This window comes from Aurantibacter sp. UH7, assembly GCF_056839165.1.
Genome location: NZ_CM166388.1, coordinates 2735943 through 2760597 on the forward strand (window position 1 = coordinate 2735943; position 24655 = coordinate 2760597).

At 36.6% G+C, this 24655-nt stretch carries 4 protein-coding genes; all 4 read left to right on the plus strand.

All coding sequences use genetic code 11. The annotated features are described in order from the left end of the window. Nucleotides 1–207: 207 nt before the first annotated feature. The 4 genes from UH7x_RS11470 (at nt 208) to UH7x_RS11485 (ending at nt 24645) form a co-directional block, all read left to right on the plus strand. Nucleotides 208–22299: a PKD domain-containing protein gene (locus UH7x_RS11470; RefSeq protein ID WP_482360074.1), complete on the plus strand. Its 22092-nt coding sequence runs from the start codon at nt 208–210 to the stop codon at nt 22297–22299. Between the two features lie 311 nt (nt 22300–22610). Then, nucleotides 22611–23480: a DMT family transporter gene (locus UH7x_RS11475; RefSeq protein WP_482360075.1), complete on the plus strand. Its 870-nt coding sequence runs from the start codon at nt 22611–22613 to the stop codon at nt 23478–23480. Nucleotides 23481–23594: 114 nt separating this feature from the next. Next, complete coding sequence (locus UH7x_RS11480) at nt 23595–24005, plus strand: DUF983 domain-containing protein (RefSeq protein WP_482360076.1); 411 nt, start codon at nt 23595–23597, stop codon at nt 24003–24005. A 7-nt stretch (nt 24006–24012) separates the two neighbouring features. Further along, a complete protein-coding gene (locus UH7x_RS11485; RefSeq protein ID WP_482360077.1) occupies nt 24013–24645 on the plus strand; it encodes a Crp/Fnr family transcriptional regulator in 633 nt (210 codons plus the stop codon). The last annotated feature ends 10 nt before the right edge of the window (nt 24646–24655 follow it).

Consider the following 24655-nt stretch of genomic DNA (forward strand, 5'->3'; position numbering starts at 1 on the left):
CCCTATGCATCATCGGGGTGTATTGAATAGTATTATATTTATTTTAAACAACGCCTTCGAGCAGAGCATATTTGTATATGTTTTTACTCGAAGCTTTGGTATTACACTTCATTTATTTTTTTGGCCAATTAGATTTCACATTGGAAGTCTATTTAGGCCATTATTTATTTATAACCAAACCAATAAACCAACAACAATCTCCACTATATGAAAAAAATTACCCTACTCTCAATTCTATTTTTCTATTCGGCCTTATCTTTTGGCCAAACACCTTGTTCCAATATAAGTACACTGGACTGTAGTCAAGTGGAAGTTGGATTGCCGCTAAATTTAGACTTTAATGGAGGTCAAGGTGGTATTTTAGCTACTGGTTTTACAATGGTAGATGCTCCATCTTCTAGATTAGCATCTGATGATGTTGGATCAGACCCAGATGTTCCAGGACTAAAAAGTAGTAACTTAACATTGTCATCTGGACAGCTTAATGTTACAGCCACAAAAGGGATAAATTATAATCAACCTTCTGACAGTGGGAACACCAATTCTCAAATGAATGCTTTAGGTGTTGGTTTAGGTCTTGGTTCTGATGTTATAAATATTGAAGCAACATTTACACAGCCAGATTTTAGTTCTTCAACTCCAGATAATAAATCACAACAAGCAGGTATTTGGTTTGGATTAAATGAAAACAACTTTGTCAAATTAGTTGCAGTTGATAGACCTGGTACAAGTGCTCAGAAATTTCAATTGGCACTAGAACAAAATGTTGGTGGAGCAACTGGTTCTGGTACTACGATGACAATTGATGAGTTGAATACTGCTAATGTGTCAACTAATGGCGTTGCAAATATAACCTTACGGATTTCTATTAATCCCACTACAAATACGGTAACTGGTTATTATTCTTTAGACGGCGCTCCTGAAGTTCAAGTGGTAGGTCCTGGTAATTCATTAAGCGTACCTTCTTCATTCTTAGCTGGTGTAGATCATGATAATAATATAGCTACAGATGCAATTTCTTTTGCTGGAATAATGACCAGTACTAGAAATTCTACCGGCGGTTCTTTAGTGATTTCTTATGATAGTTTTTCAGTGACAGAAGAATCGACACCTTTTGAAGCACATGTGAACTTTCAGGATAATGCGGTCATTCCACCAAGTGGATATTTAGCAGATTATGGAAAACAATTTGGCTTTTCTTCGGTAAGTATTGGTTCCAATGATTACAATTATGGATGGAAAAATGCTTCTGACGGAATTGCAATAGATGCTTCTAATGAAGCAACTTCAAATAGTAATGGAGTTGGGCGAAACCGATTAGGAAACACTGCTTATTTAGCAGCTACGGACCAAGAAAAATTAGAAGGTACATTAGTTCATTTTCAAGGTGATAATATTCGTGGAAATAATGGAGTTGCTTCTTGGGGAGGACAACCCAGAGGAAATGAACTTTTTTGGGAATTAGAAATTCCCAATGGAACGTACGACGTAACCGTTGGTTTAGGTGATCAAGGTGATGATGTTGATAGTAGACATAGTGCAACGGTTGAAGGATATACCGTAGTTTCTGCATTTGTGCCGTCGCCAAATGAAAATAGAAGTGGTACGATTACTGTTGATGTAACTGATGGTTTGCTGACACTTAATGGTTTGGGTGGTTTCAATTCAAAAATCAATTATATTGATGTAGTAGAAAGCTCAGGAACCCCTGTCAATGGTACTCTTGCATTCTCACCAAACACAATAAGTGAAACTTTAGCAATTGGAGCTACAGATACTTTTTCAAGTTCACTATCTGGTGCAGGAGCTACAAATATTGGGTTGGTAATTAATGATAATATTAATGCCGAAGATAAAACACTTACTGGTGAAAATGATTGGTTAACACTGCCAATAACAAGTTCTTTAGGACAATTTGATTTTACTACGGATGCAACTGCATTGGCTGTAAATGATACTCGTAATAACAAAATAATTGCAACTGCAAAAGGATTTAAACCTGCAGAGTTAATTGCAGATGTTACAATTGAAGCAGTCGTTGTTTCAACTGTCACCGCTCCTTATCGAATGAATGTTTTTGGATCAGATTATACCAAAGATGCTGATTTGTTTGTTGCCGAAGCTTCAGGATATCTTGAAGAAACTCAAGTAACTTCTACTTCTAATACAGCATATACACCTTACTTAATTGATGGTCATGAAAATTTGTATGAACCAAGAAGATATGGACCAGAATTCAGTTATAATTTTCCAATTGCTAATGGTACTTATACCATAGCATTGCATATGGTCGAAAATTTCCAAACAGCAGCGGCTGCTAGAATTTTTGACGTTACAATAGAAGGTAATACCGTAATAGATGATTTAGACCTTTTTGCTACATATGGGAAAGGTGTTTTGGCTTTACAAAGTTATGATGTAATAGTAACTGATGGAGAACTTAATATAGATTTCACAGCTTCAACGAATAATGCAATTGTACAAGCAATAGAAATTTTACCTGTTGCTTTAAATGATGAAAAAGAAATCCTCACATTTGCTTTAGCGAATGAAACAGGTGCTGCTACGATTGACGACACAGCAAAAACAGTTGCAATTGAAGTAAGTAATGGTACTTTGCTTACCAATTTAGTGCCGACAATTACGCTTTCAGATGATGCCGCCATTAGCCCTGCAAGTGGAGTAGAACAAGATTTTACGAATCCTATAAATTATACAGTGACGGCCGAAGATGCATCGGAGCAAGTTTGGACCGTAACGGTAACAGAAGCACCGAGTACGGAAAACAATATTCTAGCATTTACGTTTGCCGAACAAACTGCTGAAGCTACTATTGATGAAATAGCACATACAATTGTAATTGAAGTTTCTAATGGCACATTAGTAACTGGATTAGAACCGACAATTACCATTTCTGATGATGCAACAATAAGTCCTGAAAGTGGAGTTGCACAAGATTTTACAAATGCTGTAGATTATACAGTTACTGCTGAAGATGGTACTACTACGCAAGTATGGCAGGTAACAGTAACCGAAGCTGCATCTGCAAATACTGCACCTTTAATTACAAGTGCTGCCACAGTAAATGTTGAGGAAAATCAAACTGCAGCAATAGACGTTGAAGCTACTGATGATATTGATGTCGAAGGACCGGGATTAATTTATTCACTTAGCGGTTTAGTTGATGATTCACTTTTTGATATTGACCTCGTAACAGGTGTTGTAACTTTTATAGCTGCGCCGGATTTCGAGACTCCACTAGATGTTGGAGCGGATAATGTCTATAATATTCAAGTAACTCTTACAGATTCAGGGTCATTGACTGCTGTACAAGATATCGCTATAACTGTAACGGATGTTAATGAAACAACTGGTTTTGCTTTAATTGAAGATTTTGATTCATACGGAGTAGGTAATCTACATGTAGTGGCGTCTTCAGATTGGTTAAGAGAAAATGGAACAGGGGCCGTAATTCCAGTAATCGCTGAAGGCTTAACACCAAATACAACGAATTCACTTGATTTTTCTTTAGGGGGACAAACACACGATTATATTCCTTTAGATAATTCATCAATAACTTTAGTTGCCAATGAGCCTTTTTACTTTGGTACTTATTTTAAGGTGACGAGTGCAAATGCAAGAGTTCGAACTGCACTGCGAATTGATGATGAAATTGGAGGTGACCAATGGATTCGCGAACAAGTTTCTACCGATGGGTCTGGAGGATTAATTGCTAGAATTGGTTTGGCTGGTGCTGGTTCGGATAACGGTAACTTGGCAGTTGATTCTGATGAGGTATTCCAGTTTGTTGTTAAAGGTGAATGGGATGGTGTTGATACAATAACTTATTCTTGGACAACCCAACCAAAATTAAATATCAATGAAACGATTTGGACAACAGCGGGTACACATACAGTGCAGGGTACACCTGAAATAGGACGTTTATTTATTAGTTCTTCAAATACCAATGATGCAAAATTAGGTCCTGTGCGTATAGCTACAGATTATGCATTAATTGTTACTGAAGAAATAAATAATGTGCCAGTTGTAAATGCACAAACTTTTACAGCAGCCGAAGATCTTGCAATAAATTCTTCAATAGGTACTATTGTAGCTACCGACTCCGATTCTGCAAGTCTTAATTATACAATCACTGCAGGAAATGTTGGTAGTACGTTTGATATTGATAATGTTACTGGTAAGATAACTTTAGCAGAAGAATTGGATTTTGATACAACCCCTCAATATGTGTTGACCATTGAAGTTGGCGACGGAGTCAATACTGTTGCTGCTGACATTACAGTTGATGTTACTGAGGTAATAACATTAGATTATTGTTCGCCGATAAGTACATTAGATTGTGATGATATTGAAGTTTCTCTACCGCTTATTTTGGATTTTTCTACGGCGGTTGAAAATTCAATATTCGAGAGTTCAGATCAAGGTACTGGTTTTACCATGGTTCTTGAAAATTCTGAAGCGCGACGAGCTGGTGATATTTCAGTATCCAATCCAAATTTAAATGGATATGAACCTTCACTGTTATCTCTGAGTTCGGGTGTGTTAGAAATACAATCACAAGGTGGGATTGCATATTTAAATCCTCCAGCAAGTAATAATAACAACAACCAAATAAATACTTTGGGAGTTGGTTTTGATGGCTTGAATGAAGCTATTACAATTAAATCAACATTACTAAATATAATAACGGGAGCAAATTCAGCACAAGCAGGGATCTGGTTCGGCTATGACGAGGATAACTTTGTTAAGCTTGATGTTAACGATGATAACGTTGAAATCCGTGCTGAAACTGCTGGACAGTCGAACACATCGCAACAAATACAGGATAACAATGTTGGAGCATCTGGGAATGATGTAACCCTCGAATTAAGTGTGAATCCAGTTACTTTAACAGCTCAAGCTTTCTATACTATTGGTTCTGGTAATAAAGTGTTACTTGGTACTATTACAATACCAGCAGATTATTTCACAGGGCGAGATATTAATGATTCTGGAGCTCAAGATAATATGAGTTTTGCCGGTGTTTTTGCGACGCACAGAGCTGGTGCACAATTCACTGCTAGTTTTGATGATTTTAGTATTCAGTCGGCAAATGTAAGTACGGCAACGGAAATAACAGCATTTAGTTTTGTGGAGGAAACTGGTATTGCTACAATTGATGAGGTAAACAATACAATTGCAATTGAAGTAATAAACGGAACTACACTAACAGCATTAACTCCTGTAATTGAGTTATCATCAGGGGCAACTATAAATCCACTTTCTAACACTCCACAAGATTTTAGTTCTCCATTTATATATACAATAACAGCTGAAGATGGAATAACTAGTGAAAATTGGACTATAACGGTAACCGAAGATTCAATTCCTTGTTCACCAATAAGTACATTAGCTTGTAATGAAATTGAAGCTTCATTGCCATTATCTCTCGACTTTACAGTAGCGAATGGTAATATGTCAGAATCTGGGTTAACAATGGTGTTAGAACCAAGTACACGTTTGGCCACCGACGATGGTATTGCAGATTTAAATGTTCCAGGTTATGCACCGAGTTTAATTACGCAAAATGCATCTGGATTAGCAATAGTAAGCACAAAAGGTATTTTTTATAATCAACCAGTGGGGTCACCAAGAAGTAATAATACAAATTCACAAATAAATGCTCTTGGTACAGGAATAACCGTTCCTACAAGTGTTTTTAATATTTCTTCAACCCTAGATAATCCTGATTTTTCAGTAAGTACTGGAAATAGCTCTCAGCAATCTGGTATTTGGTTTGGTTTAGATGAAGATCACTATGTGAAATTAGCGATTCTTAAAACAGGCAATACGACAAGAAAAGTACAATTGCAAGTTGAGAACATGGACGAAACTACGTCTGCAGCGGCTTTCTTAGAATTGAATACTGGAAATATAGCATCGAATACAGGTGAAATTGAACTTAGATTGGAGTTGGATCCAATAAATAATACGGTTAAAGGTTATTATTCTTTAGATGGTGCTGCTGAAATTCAAGTAGTTGATAGTACAGATTTCTTACCTGTGCCGAGTTCTTATTTTGCTGGTATATCTTATGATTCTGCAAATCCAGCTAATGAATTAAATTTCGCGGGAATTTTTACAACACATAGAAATGCTGCGGCAGATCAGTCGTTTACTACTGTATTTAAAGATTTCGAAATAATTGCAGAAGAAGTTGCTTTAGAACTTGCTTTTGATGCTTCTGAGCTTAACTTTATTGGAAATGTAGGGACAAGTATACCAGTACAAACTACACAACTTTCTTCTACCTCAGGGAGTCCGACGGTAATCTTCTCAGATGATCCTGACGCCATTCAATGGTTGATTTTACCATCAGAAACTGAAGTAGGTGAAGTTACTTTTACAATAAAAAACAATGTTCCAGCGGGTACATACAGTACTACTGTTTTTGCAATCGATGAGCCTGAATTAGGTTATGAAAATGCATCTATAACTATCAATTTAGAAGTAAGAGAAATTCAAACACCACTTGTCTTAGGAATCTCACCTACAGATGGAGCAACTGATGTTTCTGTTAACGCAAGTATTTCAGCTAATAATCTGTTTTTACCAAATTTCGATGAAATAGGAAACACAGGAGTTGATAATAGTACTATTAGCAGTACAACGGTTAAAATTTATAAAGAAGGAAATACCACGCCAATTGCCTCTACTGCAAATGGTACTGGAGGAGGAGATGCTATTAGTTTAGTGCCATCGCAACCCTTAGAAGCTAATACAACTTATGTTGTAGAAATTGATGGTGTTCTTGATGTCACTGGAGAGCCTTTCGCATTCTTTACTTCTAGTTTTACAACTGGAGGTGGTGGAGGTGGCCCAACCACAGATTTAGATAATGTGTCTTTTGAGAATGCTGGAGCAGTTGCTTCTGGTGCTAAATATTCTACCTTAACAGTAGGCCCCGATGGTAAATTATATGGTTTAGAAATAGATGGTGATATTCATCGTTGGGATTTGAATGCAGACGGTACTCTTGCTAATGAAGAATTGTTAAATTCATGGAAGTCCACTTACGGTTCTCGCGCTGCTATTGGTTTTACATTTGATCCAGATGCTACAGCAACAAATTTAATTGCTTATATCACGCATCAATCGGGTGCATTAAACAATGCTCCAGCATGGGATGGTAAGATTTCCAGACTTGCGGGAGCAAATTTAGAAAATGAAGATTTAATCGTAACTAATTTACCAAGATCTAAGAAAGATCATTTAACAAATAGTATTGCTTTTAAACCTGGTGAGCCTAATGTAATATATTTTAATCAAGGTAGTAATAGTGCTGCAGGGGCTCCAGATAATGCTTGGGGTAATCGCAAAGAAAGATTATTATCAGCTTCTGCTTTAAGACTAGATTTAGATAAGCTTCCTGAAAGTCAATGGCCATTAAATGCCAAAACAACTATGGATCCTGTTGCTGTTAATAGTGTTAATACGGGTTCGCCAACTTTAACTTCTACGGTTTCAACGTATACGGAGGCAGGTCAAACGTTTACAGATGATGGTACGTATAATCCTTATTATACGAATGCACCATTAACTCTTTTTGCAACCGGTATTCGTAATGCTTATGATTTAGTTTGGCACACTAATGGTCAATTATATGTGCCAACCAATGGAACAGCAGGTGGCAGTAATGCACCAGCCTCAATAAATGGCACTCGTAGACCAGATGGAACATTTTATGATCATTCAAATCCTCTTTATCCAGTTATTCCTGCTTCAAATGGAAATAAGGTTCAACGTGATTGGCTCTTTAGAATAGACCCAAATAGTTCAACAGGTTTTTATGGCCACCCGAACCCGTTACGAGGGGAATTTGTTTTAAACAGGGGTGATGCTGATGTTGATAAATCGGCTTATGATGGAGTTCAATCTGATGTAAATTATAGAGGAGCGGCTTTTGATTTTGAATTTAATAAATCACCTAATGGAGTGATAGAATATCGAAGCAATGCTGAAAATGGCAATCTTCAAGGTGCTATTTTGGTTGTTAGGTATAGTGGAGGTAGTGATATAATTGCTCTTGTTCCTGATGGTTCCAATGGTGATATTTCTACTTACAAAGAAGGTATTCCAGGATTTACTGGGTTTAATGATCCCTTAGACCTTACAGAAGATGTGAATACTGGAAATATTTATGTTTCTGATTATGGCAGTAGTGCCATAATTTTACTGAAGCCAAGTAATCAATCCACACCAAAAGCAGTGATTGTTGTTAATACTGAAGATTTTACAGGTGATGCTGTTACTAGTGGTACAAATAGTTATTCTGAGGAGATTACATTATCTAATTTAGGTAATGCAACTTTAAATAATATTTCTGCTCAAATTAATGGGGACGATGCTAGTCAATTTAGTTTTTCTGGATTGCCTTCAAGTATAGCCGCTCAGAATTCTGGGTCATTTACAATTTCTTTTGATCCAACATCTAATGGTCCTAAGTATGCTGAATTAGTACTTTCTGGAACAGATGCTGACCCAGTAATTATTTCTTTAAATGGTTTAGGAAAAGCAGGTACGGGTGGTTCTAATGAGCCTTCATTACAGTGGATTTTAAATACACAACTAGGAGAAGGAGTTGTTAATGTTGGCGATACTAACGCAACTACTAATTTAATTGATTTTGAAAGTGGATTAACATACAATGATATATTAGGAGATGAGGTTGCTATTCAAAAATTTGAAAGAGCAAGTGACGCGCCGGTAACCTTAGAGGTTTTAAGTGTATACGGTCCGGAAGCAGATAACCCAATTGTAGCATTTGGATGGTATGAATCTGGCGATGCAAATAGTGTTACGGAAGTGTTTAATGTAGAAAATACTACTTCTGGAAATGGACAAACTTTAAATCCTGTTGTAAACGGAGCTTTAAGTTTTGATCCAGGAATACAAAGCTTCGGATTTGTTAGTAGATGGCCTTTCTTTAGTGATAGACAGTTATTTAGTGAAGATGTTTTAAATACTTTTAGCAATGCAATACCACATCATGTTCGAGTTTATGAACTTCCAGGTGAAGACAATGCATATATTATTGCAACAGAAGAACATATTTCAGGATTTGATTACCAAGATATCGTTGTAATTGCCAGAAATATCCAACCTTTTGATGATACGCCAGTAGTGGCATGTTCGCCAATTAGTATATTAGATTGTACAGAACTTTCCGTGTCACTTCCATTTACACTAGATTTTGATGGTACAGAAGGTGGCTTAAATGACACTGGATTTACAATGGTGGATAATCCATCGGCTAGAATTACCGCAGATGGCGCTATTTCTAATCCAAATGTACCCGGTTATGAACCTTCAAAACTTAGTATTTCAGATGATAATTTAAAAATAAATGCAAATAATGGTATAGCGTATATAATTAATGGGTCTGGTTCAGGCACTAGTACCAACGTTAATTCTCAAATAAATACTTTGGGCGTTGCATTTGATGCAAGTACAGTCGGTAATTTTAGTATTCAAACTACAGTAATAAATCCGTATTCGGATGACAGTAATAACTCCGAACAAGGTGGTTTATGGTTTGGTTTAGATGAAGACAATTTTGTTAAATTAAATGCAACTAATGGCGGTCAAGTAGAATTGAGGTCTGAGGTTGGTGGTGTTTCAAGTAATGCTGATAAAGTGTCTGCTAACGATGTTTCAGGGCTTCATACGAGTGATGTTAGGCTTAGACTTTATGTTGATGTTAATAATGATTTGCTAACTGCTTATTATACTTTAAATAATGGTGCAGAAATAGAAGTTGGATCGCTACCACTACCTGATGTCTATTTAAATGGAAATACGGATTATAGCAATCAAAGTTTTGCGGGGGTTTACGCAACTAAACGGACGGAGTTTATTGCTGATGTTGAATACGCATTTGAGGATTTCTCTATTACCCCAGAAAATCTAGTAACGTTTCAACCAGTTAAAATTAATTTCTCATTACCTGAAGATGTGCCTCCGACAGGTTATATAGTAGATTCAGGATTAGGCTTCGCAGATAGAGGTAATACATATTCTTATGGTTGGTTAACAACCAATGGGCAAACTGCTTTAAATTTATCTGATAACGCACGAAATAGAGATGTTGGGGGTGTTGATATACTTCAAAACACATTAATACATATGCAATATGGCGATGTAAATAATGGTGCGGGAACTAATGGTGTTCTTACAGAAGGGATATGGGAAATTGCTGTGCCAAATGGAAATTACACAGTTTCAGTAGGGGTAGGGGATCCAGATGTGGATTCAAATTCTAATGACATTCCTAACCACACAATTAATGTAGAAGGAATAAATATTATAGATGGTTACATACCGATAGGAACTGAAGGTTCAGCCACTAGGTTTACCACTGGTACTACTAACGTTACAGTTTCGGATGGTAGATTAACCATTGATGCTACGGGAGGGCACAATACAAAAATTAACTCCTTAACAATAACTGAAGGCGGTGTAATTACAGAACCATACTTTACAAATGTTACACCAAGTAATAATGCAACCAATGTAGCTATAAATGACTTCCAGATAAATGTAGAAGTTGTTACGCCAGTTGGTTATGAGCTGGATAAAACTACCTATGCTGGTAACGTAAATCTGTATGAAGTAACTGGAGCTGGAGAAGTTTTAGTTCCATCAAATTCTAATGATACGGGTGGGGGAGATGCAATTACACTAACACCATTAAATCCATTAAAAACCTTCACTACGTATATTTTTAGGCTTTCAAGTAATATTGAAGCAAATCTAGTTGGTGATACTTCTAATCGTTTGGCATTTGCTGAGTTTGAATCTCAATTCACAACTGGCGATGAAGATACAGTCGCTGAATTGGATTTAACGGGTGTAGAATTTACAAAAGTGCCGGGCGGGGTAGCCTTAGGTGATGGAACTACTAATCAACGTTTTTCAAGTTTGGTTATTGGTCCTGATGGAAAATTATATGCAAGTACAATTGGTAACTTTAATTCTGATGGTAAGATTTATCGTTGGGACATGGCCATTGATGGCACATTAGAGAATTTAGAAATTCTTTCACCAGAATTGCAAGGAGCAATTCATCCAGAAGATGGAGCTCGAAATAACAATGATAGATTAATAATCGGTCTTGCTTTTGATCCTGCTTCAACTCCAGAAAATTTAATTGCATATGTAACCCATAGTGCGGCATCAGTAACTGATGGTCCTGAATGGGATGGTGTATTAAGTAAACTTACAGGTCCAACACTATCAACAGTTGAAGATTTAATAATACACTTACCACGTTCTGGAAAAGATCACTTAACAAATAGTATAGAATTTGATTCACAGGGTGATATGTTTATCAGTCAAGGAAGTAATACTGCGGGTGGGGAGCCTGATCCGAATTGGGTAAATAGACCAGAAAGATTATTAGCAGGTGCTATTTTAAAAGTAGAGCTAGATAAATTACCTACTACATTACCTTTAAGCGCATATACTACGGATAATATTGCTGTAATAAACAGTGCAACATCTGGTAGTTCTACAATGAGCGATGGTACTTATAATCCATTTGCTACCAATGCTCCAGTAACAATATTTGCAACAGGAGTTCGTAATGCATATGATTTGGTATGGCACTCTAATGGCTGGCTGTATATTCCAACGAATGGTACGGCGGGTAATAATAATAATTCACCGAATTCTCCTTCTACCGATGATTATCCTTTAGCAAGAAGAATAGACGGTTTAACTACAATTCCAGATGCACCTGCATTAAATGGTGGTGAAACACAAAAGGATTGGTTATTTAAAACTCAAGGTGGGTCATACCATGGTCACCCAAATCCTTATAGAGGTGAATTTGTATTGAACCATGGTGGAGCTCCATATAGTGGATTGCCAGGACAAGAAGAAGCGTCTTATACCGATGTGGGTAAATATCCTAATGACTTATTACCTGATCCAAATTATCGACAACCAGCATTTGATTTTGGTAAAAATAAATCTCCAAATGGAGCAATAGAATATCAAAGTAATGCCTTTGGAGGTAAACTTCAAGGATTATTAATGGTTGTGCGTTTTAGCGGTCAAGATGATTTAATTGTAATGCAACCAAAGTCGAATGGCGATATTGCAAATGTAAATGGTGATGTGCCAGGCTTAGGTGGATTTGATGATCCATTAGATGTTATTGAAGATCCTAAAACGGGTAATATTTATATTTCTGAGTACGATAGAGATAACAATGGAACGCCTAAATTAACGTTGTTAAGAGCTACAGTGCCTGCAACAGTAGGACCTGAAATTGCTTCAACTCCTGATGAATTAATTTTTGAGATAACAGTAAATAATGAAGGTGATAATTCTGATACTAAAACCGTTGCTGTTACCAATGATGGTACTGCAGCATTAAATATTTCTGGAGCTACTATTTCAGGAGTATATGCTAGTCAGTTTGACGCTATTACTCCTTCAGGTGCTATTACGCTTGCACCAGGTGAATCTCAGGTTTATACTATTACATACGCACCCGACTTAAATGGTTCTGATCTTGGTTATCAAGAAGCAAGTCTTGTTATTACTAGTAATGATGAAGTAAATCCAAATTTCGAAGTAGGATTACATGCGTTGAAGAAAGCTGGCTTTGAAGGTGGTGAGGAACCGGCGTTACAAGATGTTGTCGATGCTTTAGGAATTGGAGTTAGTGTAGGTTGGACTTCCCTTTCGAATGGTACTAATCCTGATCCAAGTGGCGAAGAAGCGGAAGTCGAGTTGTGGGTTAAAGCATCAGATGCACCAATTAACGTAACACCTGTTGGAAGATATTCACCTGCAGAAGAATTGCCATTCGGATGGTATACTAATATAGAAGGTGTAGTTACTCCTAATGAGATTGGAGTTCTAGAAGGCGAAATAGCTAATGCGCAAACATTGTTTCCTCCAATTGTTTCAGGAGATAATAGCTTTGATCCTCAAGGAGCAGTATTTGGGTTCTATGTTGATTCCAATACCTTCTCTAGAGTTAATTATACGGAAGATGCACTCAATGCTCTTCAGCCAACAGGGGTAACTCATCGTACCCGAATTTATCCAATGGCAGATCGAGAAGGAAATCCAATAGAAAATAGTTATTTAATTGCATTTGAAGATGCATCTAATGGGGATTATCAAGATTATATGTTCGTTATTGATAATGTATTGCCTTATGAAGATGGTACTTTAGTTTTAGATTTTAACGAAGATGAATTAAACTTTGTTGCATCAGTAAATCAGGAAAATATAGCTACTCAAGAAATAGTGCTTTCTGGAAATGGAGGGGTTACATCTGGTGAAATTAATTTATCAGCTACAGAAGATTGGGTTGTTTTACCAAGCAGTTATGATTTAAATACTTCATTTGAAATTGGTGTTGATGTTTCAGGACTCTCAGTAGGTTCTTATCAGTCAATCATTACAGCTTCAGCTCCTAATTATCAAGATGCCACCATAACGATAAATCTAAGTGTAACAAATGAATTGGTATATGTATATCAATTTAATTTCCAAGATGCTGAAGATATAGCAAGCTCACCGCAAGGTTATATCGATGACCTAGGCGTACCTTATGGTATACAGAATACGACTTTAGGTGATTTGACTTATGGTTGGGTTGAGCCAGGTACGTTAACTCCAGCCGATGCTGCCGTTAATGGTAGAAACCGAAATGGTGATGCATTGTTGAGTACGTTCACTATTATTGGACATAACAGTACGGCGACATATCCTCAAAGAGACTGGTTATTAAATGTTCCTAACGGTTCATATTCGGTTAATATTAGTGTCGGAGACCCTGACTATTCTGATAGTAATCATGTCTTAGAAGTTAATGGTATAACTATTATTAATTATGATCAAGAAAGTACTGCGCCTGACGATTTTGGAAATTTTGAACAAACAAGCATGGTAGAAGTTACCGATGGAACTTTACGCTTATCATTAGGTGCCGGAGGCGCAAATGCAAAACCAAATTATATACGATTAGCGCCAATAGATACATCATTATTGTTGCCTACAATTGTAGCTGATTTCGATGGAAATAGCAGTGCTGCTGATACTTACAGAGGTGATGTTTCAATTGCATTAAGTGCTATAGATGAAAGTGAAAGCGGCAGTATTGTTCGTTTAGAATACACATTAGATGGTAATGCTTTGGAATCATATACTGCGCCAATTAGTGTAGTAGAAGTAGGCGGCCATGCTTTAGTGGTTACTGCAGAAGATGCAAATGGTAATATTTCTGAGGAGACCTATAATTTTATTATTGAAACTCCTTCCGGCGCTTTATTAGCACTAGAAAATATGACTAAGATACCGGGTACTGATAGAGGTTTCCCTGCAGATGACTATTATACTTTTCATAGACTAGGTAATCCTGGTCAAGCAGAGGTTCATGATTCAAACGTAATGCGATTGAATAATTCAGGTACTGGTCCGTTGGTGGTGACTGCAGTAAACATTTCAGATGCAAATGATTTTACATTTGAATTAATAGATAACACAGGTGTTGCAGCAACATTACCGATTACAATAGCCACTGGTAGTTATGCTGAAGTAGATATTACTTTTGTTGGTGGTACCAGTACTGTTAGTAATGGAATGTTTTTAGAATCTGTTGAAGTTATTTCTAATGCAGATAATGCTTTAGAAAATAAGGCTTCACTTCATGGTGCTTATTCACCTCAACCTGAAGGTGGCGATGAAATAAACGCTCAAGAAGTTTTTGATGCCTTTGGTTTTGAATCAAGTATGTTGAGTGTTGTCAATGATCAAGGAACTATTTCACCTGCAAATAACCTTCCTTATAGGCCAAGTTCTAACTACCCTGATCCGGCAAATATTGATGCTGGCTATGAAGGTGATTTAGTATTAGCATCTACTTTTGTACAAGCTGATTCTAATCAACCAGTAATAGGTATGCAGATATCTGCGTTGCATGGTGGTCCAGGTTCCAATGGAGCCAAGTTTATTGGAGCTAGTAACAATAATACAGTAGGTGGAATTAACTTTAGTCACGATAACACATGGTACCAAACCTTATTACCTAAAAAGGGAAGTGATATCAATTTTGATACAGCTACTACTATTAATGAGCCATTCAGAATTAATATTTCAGGTGAAGTTTCGTCTGGAAAAACCAATTCTGCAGGACAAGAATTATTAGGTCTTAGGATGTACAAAGTAATTGATCATAATGGTAATGTTATACCTAATGAGTATATCGGCTTAATGGACTTTATAGCGAATGGTTGTGGAGCAGGTTCTGCAAATTGCGATTGGAATGATAACTCCTTTTATTTTATCAATATTAGACCGGAGGCTGTGCCGACAGCGCAACCAATAGCAGATTTGTTTGTTTCAATAGATGAATTGTTTACAGTAGATAGTAATGAATATTTTGATAAAGGATACCCTGGAAATATTCTAGAAATTAATGTTACTGCAAATGGTGAGTCACTACCAACTTGGATGAGTTTTGATCCAACAACAGGTGTTTTAGAAGGTACTCCTCCGGTAGGGACTACTGGAAATTATACGGTAGAACTTGTTGCAGAAGATACAAACGGTTTAACTGCTTCGACTAGTTTTGAAATTAGTATTAGTGAACCCCCAGTTGCGACTGATGATAGTTATGAAACAGAACAAAATGTAGCTGTCAATTTAGAATTATTAGAAAATGATTCTGATCCAAATGAACATGTGATAACTATTGTTTCCGTAGAGAATCCATTAAACGGATCAGCAGATTTGAATGAAGCTGGTACTGAAGTGTTATATACTCCAACAATTGATTATATAGGTTCTGACTCTTTCAGTTATACAATTGAAGATGAAACAGGATTACAGGCAACAGCAAATGTGTCTATAACTATTAATGAAGTGAATCAAGCACCTGTGGCTGTAATAACTACGAATACTATCGAAGGTGCTGCTGCGCTTTATGTAGATTTTGATGGAAGTAGCTCTACCGATGATAACAATAATATCGTGTCATATCTTTGGGATTTTGGTGATGGAATTGGAACATCTACAGATGCTGTTACGAATTATACTTATAACGCTGCGGGTGTTTATCAAGCAAGTTTAACAGTAACAGATAATTTCAGCTTGTCGCATACTGATAATGTAACTATTACAGTTACTGGAGTTGGTAATTCTGCTCCAAATGCAATAGCCGAAATTTCACCAATAGGAGGGTTAAATACACTTCAATTTAATTTTGATGGAAGTGCATCTAATGATGCAGAAAGTGGACTGACTTTCGAATGGAATTTTGGTGATGGAACTCCGGTTTCTACGAATGAACAAACGCAACATACTTATGATTTGGCTGGTGTTTATTCAGTGACATTAATAGTTACTGATGCAGGGAATCTTACGGATACTTTTACTGTAGATGTAGAAGCTAAAGATCAAGTTGTGAATGATTTTGCATTGCGTATTAATGCAGGTGGTCCAGAGTTAACACATAATGGTGAGGTATTTGCAGCGGATCAGAATTTTGTTGGCGGTAAAGCATATGAAAATACCAGTGCAACGGTTACTTCTTTATATCAAACTGAGCGAAGCTCTAATCAGGCTGCATTTGAGTATGATATTCCATTAGCGGACGGTGAATATAGTGTAGTACTTCATTTTGCGGAAATTTATTGGGGAGCCAATGGCGGAGGTTCAGGTGGAGTAAATCAACGTGTATTTGATGTGACTATGGAGGGTAATACCATAATCGATGATTATGATATTAACGCAGAAGTAGGTTCGCAAACAGCTGTGACTAAAACTTTTGATGTAACCATTACCGATGGTGAGCTGAATTTAGTATTTGATGCTACAGGAAGTGATGGAGTTAACCAACCTAAACTATCGGCTATTGAAATTCTTGGTTCAGTAACAGATACTAATGAGCTTCCAATTGCAGATGCGGGCGATGACAAAACAATCACACTACCTACCAATAGTGTTGAATTAATTGGTTCTGGAACAGATTCAGATGGCACAATTGATTCGTATGCATGGACAAAAGTAAGTGGTCCAAATGGTGAATCATTGAACGGAGCAAATTCTTCAACATTAACAGTTGGGAATTTAGTGGAAGGTACGTATGTATTCAGACTTACGGTAACTGATTCTGATGATGCCACTGCGTTTGATGATGTGGTTGTTCAAGTAGATGCAGAAGTGATTCCAAATCAGAATCCAATTGCAAATGCAGGCGGTGATGAAACAATTACGTTGCCTACCAATAGTATTGAGTTAGTAGGTTCTGGTAGTGATTCAGATGGAACCATTGATTCGTATGCATGGACAAAAGTAAGTGGTCCAAACGGTGATTTATTAAACGGAGCAAATTCTTCAACACTAACAGTTGGAAATTTAGTTGAAGGTTCTTATGTATTCAGATTAACGGTAACTGATAATAATGATGCTTCGGCTTCAGATGATATATCTATAACAGTATTACCAGAAGAAGTTGTGAATGACTTTGCATTGCGAATTAATGCAGGTGGTCCAACAACTACCTATCAGGGTAATGAATTTGTTGCTGATCAGTACTTTAATACGGGTAATAGTTTGAGTCGACCACAAACAGGTCTTCCACAGCCGTATAGTACAATTCGTTATAGCCGTTCTCAAACGATGTCATATGACATTCCGTTAACTGATGGTGAATATACGGTTAGACTTCATTTTGCTGAAGTATGGTTCGGTGCCACAGGCGGTGGAACTGGTGGAATAGGTAGCAGAGTATTTGATGTAAATGTTGAAGGTGCCTTAGTTGAGGATAATCTAGATGTATTTGCACAAGCTGGTGGAGCACAAACAATGTTAGTTAAAACACATGTGGTAACCGTTACTGGTGGTAATTTAGATATCGACTTCTCGTCTTTAGCTGCAGTGGGCGGTACAAGACATCCAATAATTAACGCAATTGAAATTATTGGTTCAGAGATCGATACTAATGAGCTTCCAATTGCAGATGCGGGCGATGACAAAACAATTACGCTACCAACTAATAGTGTTGAATTAATTGGTTCTGGAACAGATTCAGATGGCATAATTGATTCGTATGCATGGACAAAAGTAAGTGGTCCGAATGGTGAGTCATTGAACGGAGCAAATTCTTCAACACTCACAGTTGGGAATTTAGTGGAAGGTTCATATGTATTCAGACTTACGGTAACTGATTCTGATAATGCAACTGCGTTTGATGATGTGGTTGTTCAAGTAGATGCAGAAGTGATTCCAAATCAGAATCCAATTGCAAATGCTGGTGATGACAAAACAATTACGTTGCCTACCAATAGTATTGAGTTAGTAGGAGCTGGAACAGATTCAGATGGCACCATTGATTCGTATGCATGGACAAAAGTAAGTGGTCCGAATGGTGAGTCATTGAACGGTGTAAATTCTTCAACATTAACAGTTGGGAATTTAGTTGAAGGTTCTTATGTCTTCAGATTAACGGTAACAGATAATAATGATGCTTCGGCTTCAGATGATGTATCTGTAACAGTATTACCAGAAGAAGTTGTGAATGAATTTGCATTGCGTATTAATGCAGGTGGTCCAGAGTTAACATATAATGGTGAGGTATTTGCTGCTGATCAGAATTTTGTTGGCGGTAAGGTGTATGAGAATACGAGTGCTACAGTTTCTAGTTTGTATCAAACAGAACGTAGTGCATCACCACCAACTTTCAGTTATGATATTCCATTAGCGGACGGTGAATATAAAGTAGTGCTTCATTTTGCCGAAATCTATTGGGGAGCTAATGGTGGCGGAGCAGCTGGTGCAAACCAACGTGTATTTGATGTCACAATGGAAGGTAATATCATACTTGATAATTATGATATTAATGCAGATGTCGGTTCGCAAACAGCGGTAACTAAAACATTTGATGTAACGATGTCCGATGGTACATTGAATTTAATATTCGACGCAGCAGGTAGTGATGGTGTTAATCAGCCTAAGTTATCAGCTATAGAGGTTATAGGTTTAGGTGTAACTAATGAGCTTCCAATTGCAGATGCGGGCGATGACAAAACAATTACGCTACCAACTAATAGTGTTGAATTAATTGGTTCTGGAACAGATTCAGATGGCATAATTGATTCGTATGCATGGACAAAAGTAAGTGGTCCGAATGGTGAGTCATTGAACGGAGCAAATTCTTCAACACTCACAGTTGGGAATTTAGTGGAAGGTTCATATGTATTCAGACTTACGGTAACTGATTCTGATAATGCAACTGCGTTTGATGATGTGGTTGTTCAAGTAGATGCAGAAGTGATTCCAAATCAGAATCCAATTGCAAATGCAGGCGGTGATGAAACAATTACGTTGCCTACCAATAGTATTGAGTTATTAGGTTCTGGTAGTGATTCAGATGGAACCATTGATTCGTATATATGGACAAAAGTAAGTGGTCCGAATGGTGAGTCATTGAACGGTGTAAATTCTTCAACACTAACAATTGGGAATTTAGTTGAAGGTTCTTATGTCTTCAGATTAACGGTAACAGATAATAATGATGCTTCGGCTTCAGATGATGTATCTGTAACAGTACTGCCAGAAGAAGTTGTGAATGATTTTGCATTGCGTATTAATGCAGGTGGTCCAGAGTTAACACATAATGGTGAGGTATTTGCAGCGGATCAGAATTTTGTTGGCGGTAAAGCATATGAAAATACCAGTGCAACGGTTACTTCTTTATATCAAACTGAGCGAAGCTCTAATCAGGCTGCATTTGAGTATGATATTCCATTAGCGGACGGTGAATATAGTGTAGTACTTCATTTTGCGGAAATTTATTGGGGAGCCAATGGCGGAGGTTCAGGTGGAGTAAATCAACGTGTATTTGATGTGACTATGGAGGGTAATACCATAATCGATGATTATGATATTAACGCAGAAGTAGGTTCGCAAACAGCTGTGACTAAAACTTTTGATGTAACCATTACCGATGGTGAGCTGAATTTAGTATTTGATGCTACAGGAAGTGATGGAGTTAACCAACCTAAACTATCGGCTATTGAAATTCTTGGTTCAGTAACAGATACTAATGAGCTTCCAATTGCAGATGCGGGCGATGACAAAACAATCACACTACCTACCAATAGTGTTGAATTAATTGGTTCTGGAACAGATTCAGATGGCACAATTGATTCGTATGCATGGACAAAAGTAAGTGGTCCAAATGGTGAATCATTGAACGGAGCAAATTCTTCAACATTAACAGTTGGGAATTTAGTGGAAGGTACGTATGTATTCAGACTTACGGTAACTGATTCTGATGATGCCACTGCGTTTGATGATGTGGTTGTTCAAGTAGATGCAGAAGTGATTCCAAATCAGAATCCAATTGCAAATGCAGGCGGTGATGAAACAATTACGTTGCCTACCAATAGTATTGAGTTAGTAGGTTCTGGTAGTGATTCAGATGGAACCATTGATTCGTATGCATGGACAAAAGTAAGTGGTCCAAACGGTGATTTATTAAACGGAGCAAATTCTTCAACACTAACAGTTGGAAATTTAGTTGAAGGTTCTTATGTATTCAGATTAACGGTAACTGATAATAATGATGCTTCGGCTTCAGATGATATATCTATAACAGTATTACCAGAAGAAGTTGTGAATGACTTTGCATTGCGAATTAATGCAGGTGGTCCAACAACTACCTATCAGGGTAATGAATTTGTTGCTGATCAGTACTTTAATACGGGTAATAGTTTGAGTCGACCACAAACAGGTCTTCCACAGCCGTATAGTACAATTCGTTATAGCCGTTCTCAAACGATGTCATATGACATTCCGTTAACTGATGGTGAATATACGGTTAGACTTCATTTTGCTGAAGTATGGTTCGGTGCCACAGGCGGTGGAACTGGTGGAATAGGTAGCAGAGTATTTGATGTAAATGTTGAAGGTGCCTTAGTTGAGGATAATCTAGATGTATTTGCACAAGCTGGTGGAGCACAAACAATGTTAGTTAAAACACATGTGGTAACCGTTACTGGTGGTAATTTAGATATCGACTTCTCGTCTTTAGCTGCAGTGGGCGGTACAAGACATCCAATAATTAACGCAATTGAAATTATTGGTACAGGCGGTATTCCAACAATTGCGCCTATAGCCAATGCAGGCACTGAGGTGATAGTTACGTTACCTAACAATACTACAACTTTAATTGGTTCTGGTAGTGATCCTGATGGAGGTGTTGTTACTTACGCGTGGTCACAACTAGATGGTCCAACAAATGCTGGAATTACAAATGTTACTAGTGCTAACACTGCAATTAGTAACCTTGTGCAGGGTAATTATATTTTCAGGTTAACGGTTACCGATGATGAAAATGAAGTAGGTACTGATGATGTTGTTGTAACTGTTAACCCAGCAATTAAAGATGAAGTTTGGTTAGAAGCAGAATGCGCAAATGTAGGTTCTAATTGGACCGTTATTAAAGATAATTCTAGATCCGGTGGGCAATATGTAATGTCACCATCTGGCAATAATTTTAGCGGTGCTCCTACGGATGAGGATTCATGGTTAAGATTTGACTTATCTGTAGAGGCTGGTACGTATAGGCTTTATGCATTGACTGATACTCCTACAGGAAATAATGATAGTTTCTGGGTTCGTATTAATGGTGGTTCTTGGCTTAAATGGAATTACATTTTAAGTGATGGGGATTTTAGTTGGAGACAATTACATGATGGGGAACGAAGAGATGTTTTTGTAACATTAAATTTACAGGATGGAGCCAATACAATTGATTTTGCACATCGCGAGGAAGGTGTTGGTCTAGATAAGTTATATGTTACTAAAACTGGTGCCACTCCAAGTGGTTTAGGTGGAACTGACTTTAGCTGTAATAATAGTAATAAAGGAATCATTGAAGATAATTTATCTACAATTGCTGAAGGTGTATTCGAGAATTCTGTTAATGGTGATACTGCATTAAAAGTAGTGCCAAACAAAATTCAAATATTGCCAAATCCAGCTATTATTGATATTAAAGTTTCACTTAGTAATGCGGTATTAGATATATCTGAACTTATGATTTATGATGTAAGTGGTCGTTTAATTAGAACTTATGATGGTTATTCTCATAAGGTTAGTGATGGTGAGTTTATATTTAATGTCTCAAGTTTTGAAAGTGGTTTGTATTATATGACTATTACTACAAGTGATAATAACACATCTAAACATAAATTAATGATTAGGAAATAATAAAATGAAAATCACATCAGCTTTCAATTACTAAATTGATAGTTGATGTGTTGTTTTTATTCTCTAATTTTTAAGAGTTTAAATTGGATTTATTATAGCATTCAAAAAACAGATTTGAATAAGAAGACCATCCACTTAAAAAAGGCTGGTCTTTTTTTTATGATTTAGGTGAATTGATTTCAATGCACTTCAGCAATGTATTAAAAAACTAGTCATTCAGTTGATTTAGTTCTACCTTGTCGAGCGTAATTATAATGGTGATGAATAGAAGTAAAATGATTGCCATTTTTTATCTGTAAAATAGATTAAAGTTGTCAACTTTTAAAATAGCAAAACATTCGGGTATAGATTTTAAAAAGGCCTTGCTTTTTATGATTATTAGTACTTTTTCCTTTGCGCTGATGAATGTTTCGGTAAAGTACTTAGAAAGGATTCCTTCATTTCAGATTGTATTTTTTAGATGTTTGGGTTCTTTCATATTAGCAACAAGCTATATATCGATAAAACGAATTCCGATACTTGGAAATAAACGTAAGTTAATGCTTTTGAGAGCTGTAATAGGTTTAACAGCTATGACGCTCTACTTTTTGTCATTAAAACATTTGCCGGTAGGTACAGCAGTATCACTGCGTTATATAGCGCCTATTTTTGCTACGATCTTCGCCATTTTTATTTTAAGAGAAAAAATAAAAAATATTCAATGGTTGTTTTTTATAGTGGCTTTCGCTGGAGTTTTAGTATTGAAAGGGTTTGATGGAAATATTAATTCTACGGGGTTGACCTTAATTTTGATTGCATCGGTTTTTAGTGGAATGGTTTACGTTGTGCTACGTAAGATTGGTAAATCCGATCACCCTGCAGTAGTCGTTAATTATTTTATGTTTGTTGGTACTGTAATAGGGGGTTTACTATCTATTACGGTTTGGCTTCAGCCCAAAGGAACTGAATGGTTGTTCTTACTTCTTTTAGGTGTTTTTGGATTCATGGGGCAGCTTTACATGACACGAGCCTTTCAAATTGCTCAAACAAATTTGGTTGCGCCTTTAAAGTATGTTGAAGTAATTTTTACAATGACTATTGGGGTAATATGGTTTAACGAGGTTTACACTTTTTATAGTTTCTTAGGCCTAGCCATGATAATCACTGCACTCGTTTTAAATACCATGGTTAAGAAAGACTAGTTTCTACTGATAGTATTTTTTAATCATATTTCCGTTTTTATTCCTTTAAGTTTTTTAGTCTATTAAAGAATTACTGTGTAACCTTTGTTACTGTTCAGACCTTATTGGTGGTTTATGTTTGTTGCAAAAAAATTAATGTTAGGTAAAGGATCAAAACTATACAGTATTCTATTTTTAAAGTGCCCGAGGTGTCATGAAGGAGATTTTCTTGAAGCTAATCCTTATAAATTAAATAAGTTTAATAGGGTTAAAGAGCGTTGTGATAAATGTGAATTAAAATATAGTATTGAACCTAGTTTCTATTATGGTTCTATGTATGTTTCATATGCTGTAGGAATTGCAGTAGCGGTTGCAATATTTGCATTAACTTTAGTGTTCAATTTAAATTTAAGTCCACTCGGACTTTTCGTTGCTATAGTAGTTGGTCTTATTTTGTCAATGCCTTATATAGGAGCGGTATCTAAGTCAATTTGGGCTAATATTTTTTTCAAATACGATAAAATAATAGCTAGTAAAATTAAATAATGTTCACATGATTCAAGAATTAAAAGAAGGCTACGGACATATATTTGAAGAAGCATTAATTAATGAAATAGCTCAGGTTGGCACGTTTAAGGAAGTGCCTGAAGGTTATAAATTAATGGACATTGGAGAGTATGTAAGAGGAATGCCTTTACTAATATCCGGGGCTATAAAAGTATTACGCGAAGATAAAGAAGGTGATGAACTTTTGTTGTATTACTTAGAAAAGGGTGATACCTGTTCTATGACGTTAACTTGTTGTATGGGAGATTCAAAAAGCGAAATACGGGCAATTGCAGAAACCGATACAAAATTGATAATGGTGCCAGTTCAAAAAATGGATGAGTGGACAGCGAAGTACAAATCTTGGAGAAATTTTATTTTCGAGAGTTATCATAATCGCCTCAACGAACTATTAAATACATTAGATAGTATAGCCTTTGATAAAATGGACATGCGGCTAGTTGGTTACCTTAAAGAAAAGGCTAGAATCAATGAGGGTAATATTATTAAAAATACACATCAAGAAATAGCGTACGATTTACATAGTTCTAGAGTTGTAATTTCTAGACTTTTAAAAAAATTGGAGCAGATGGGTAAAATTGAATTACATCGAAATTATATAGAGATTATAGCACTCTAATTGTTTGTGT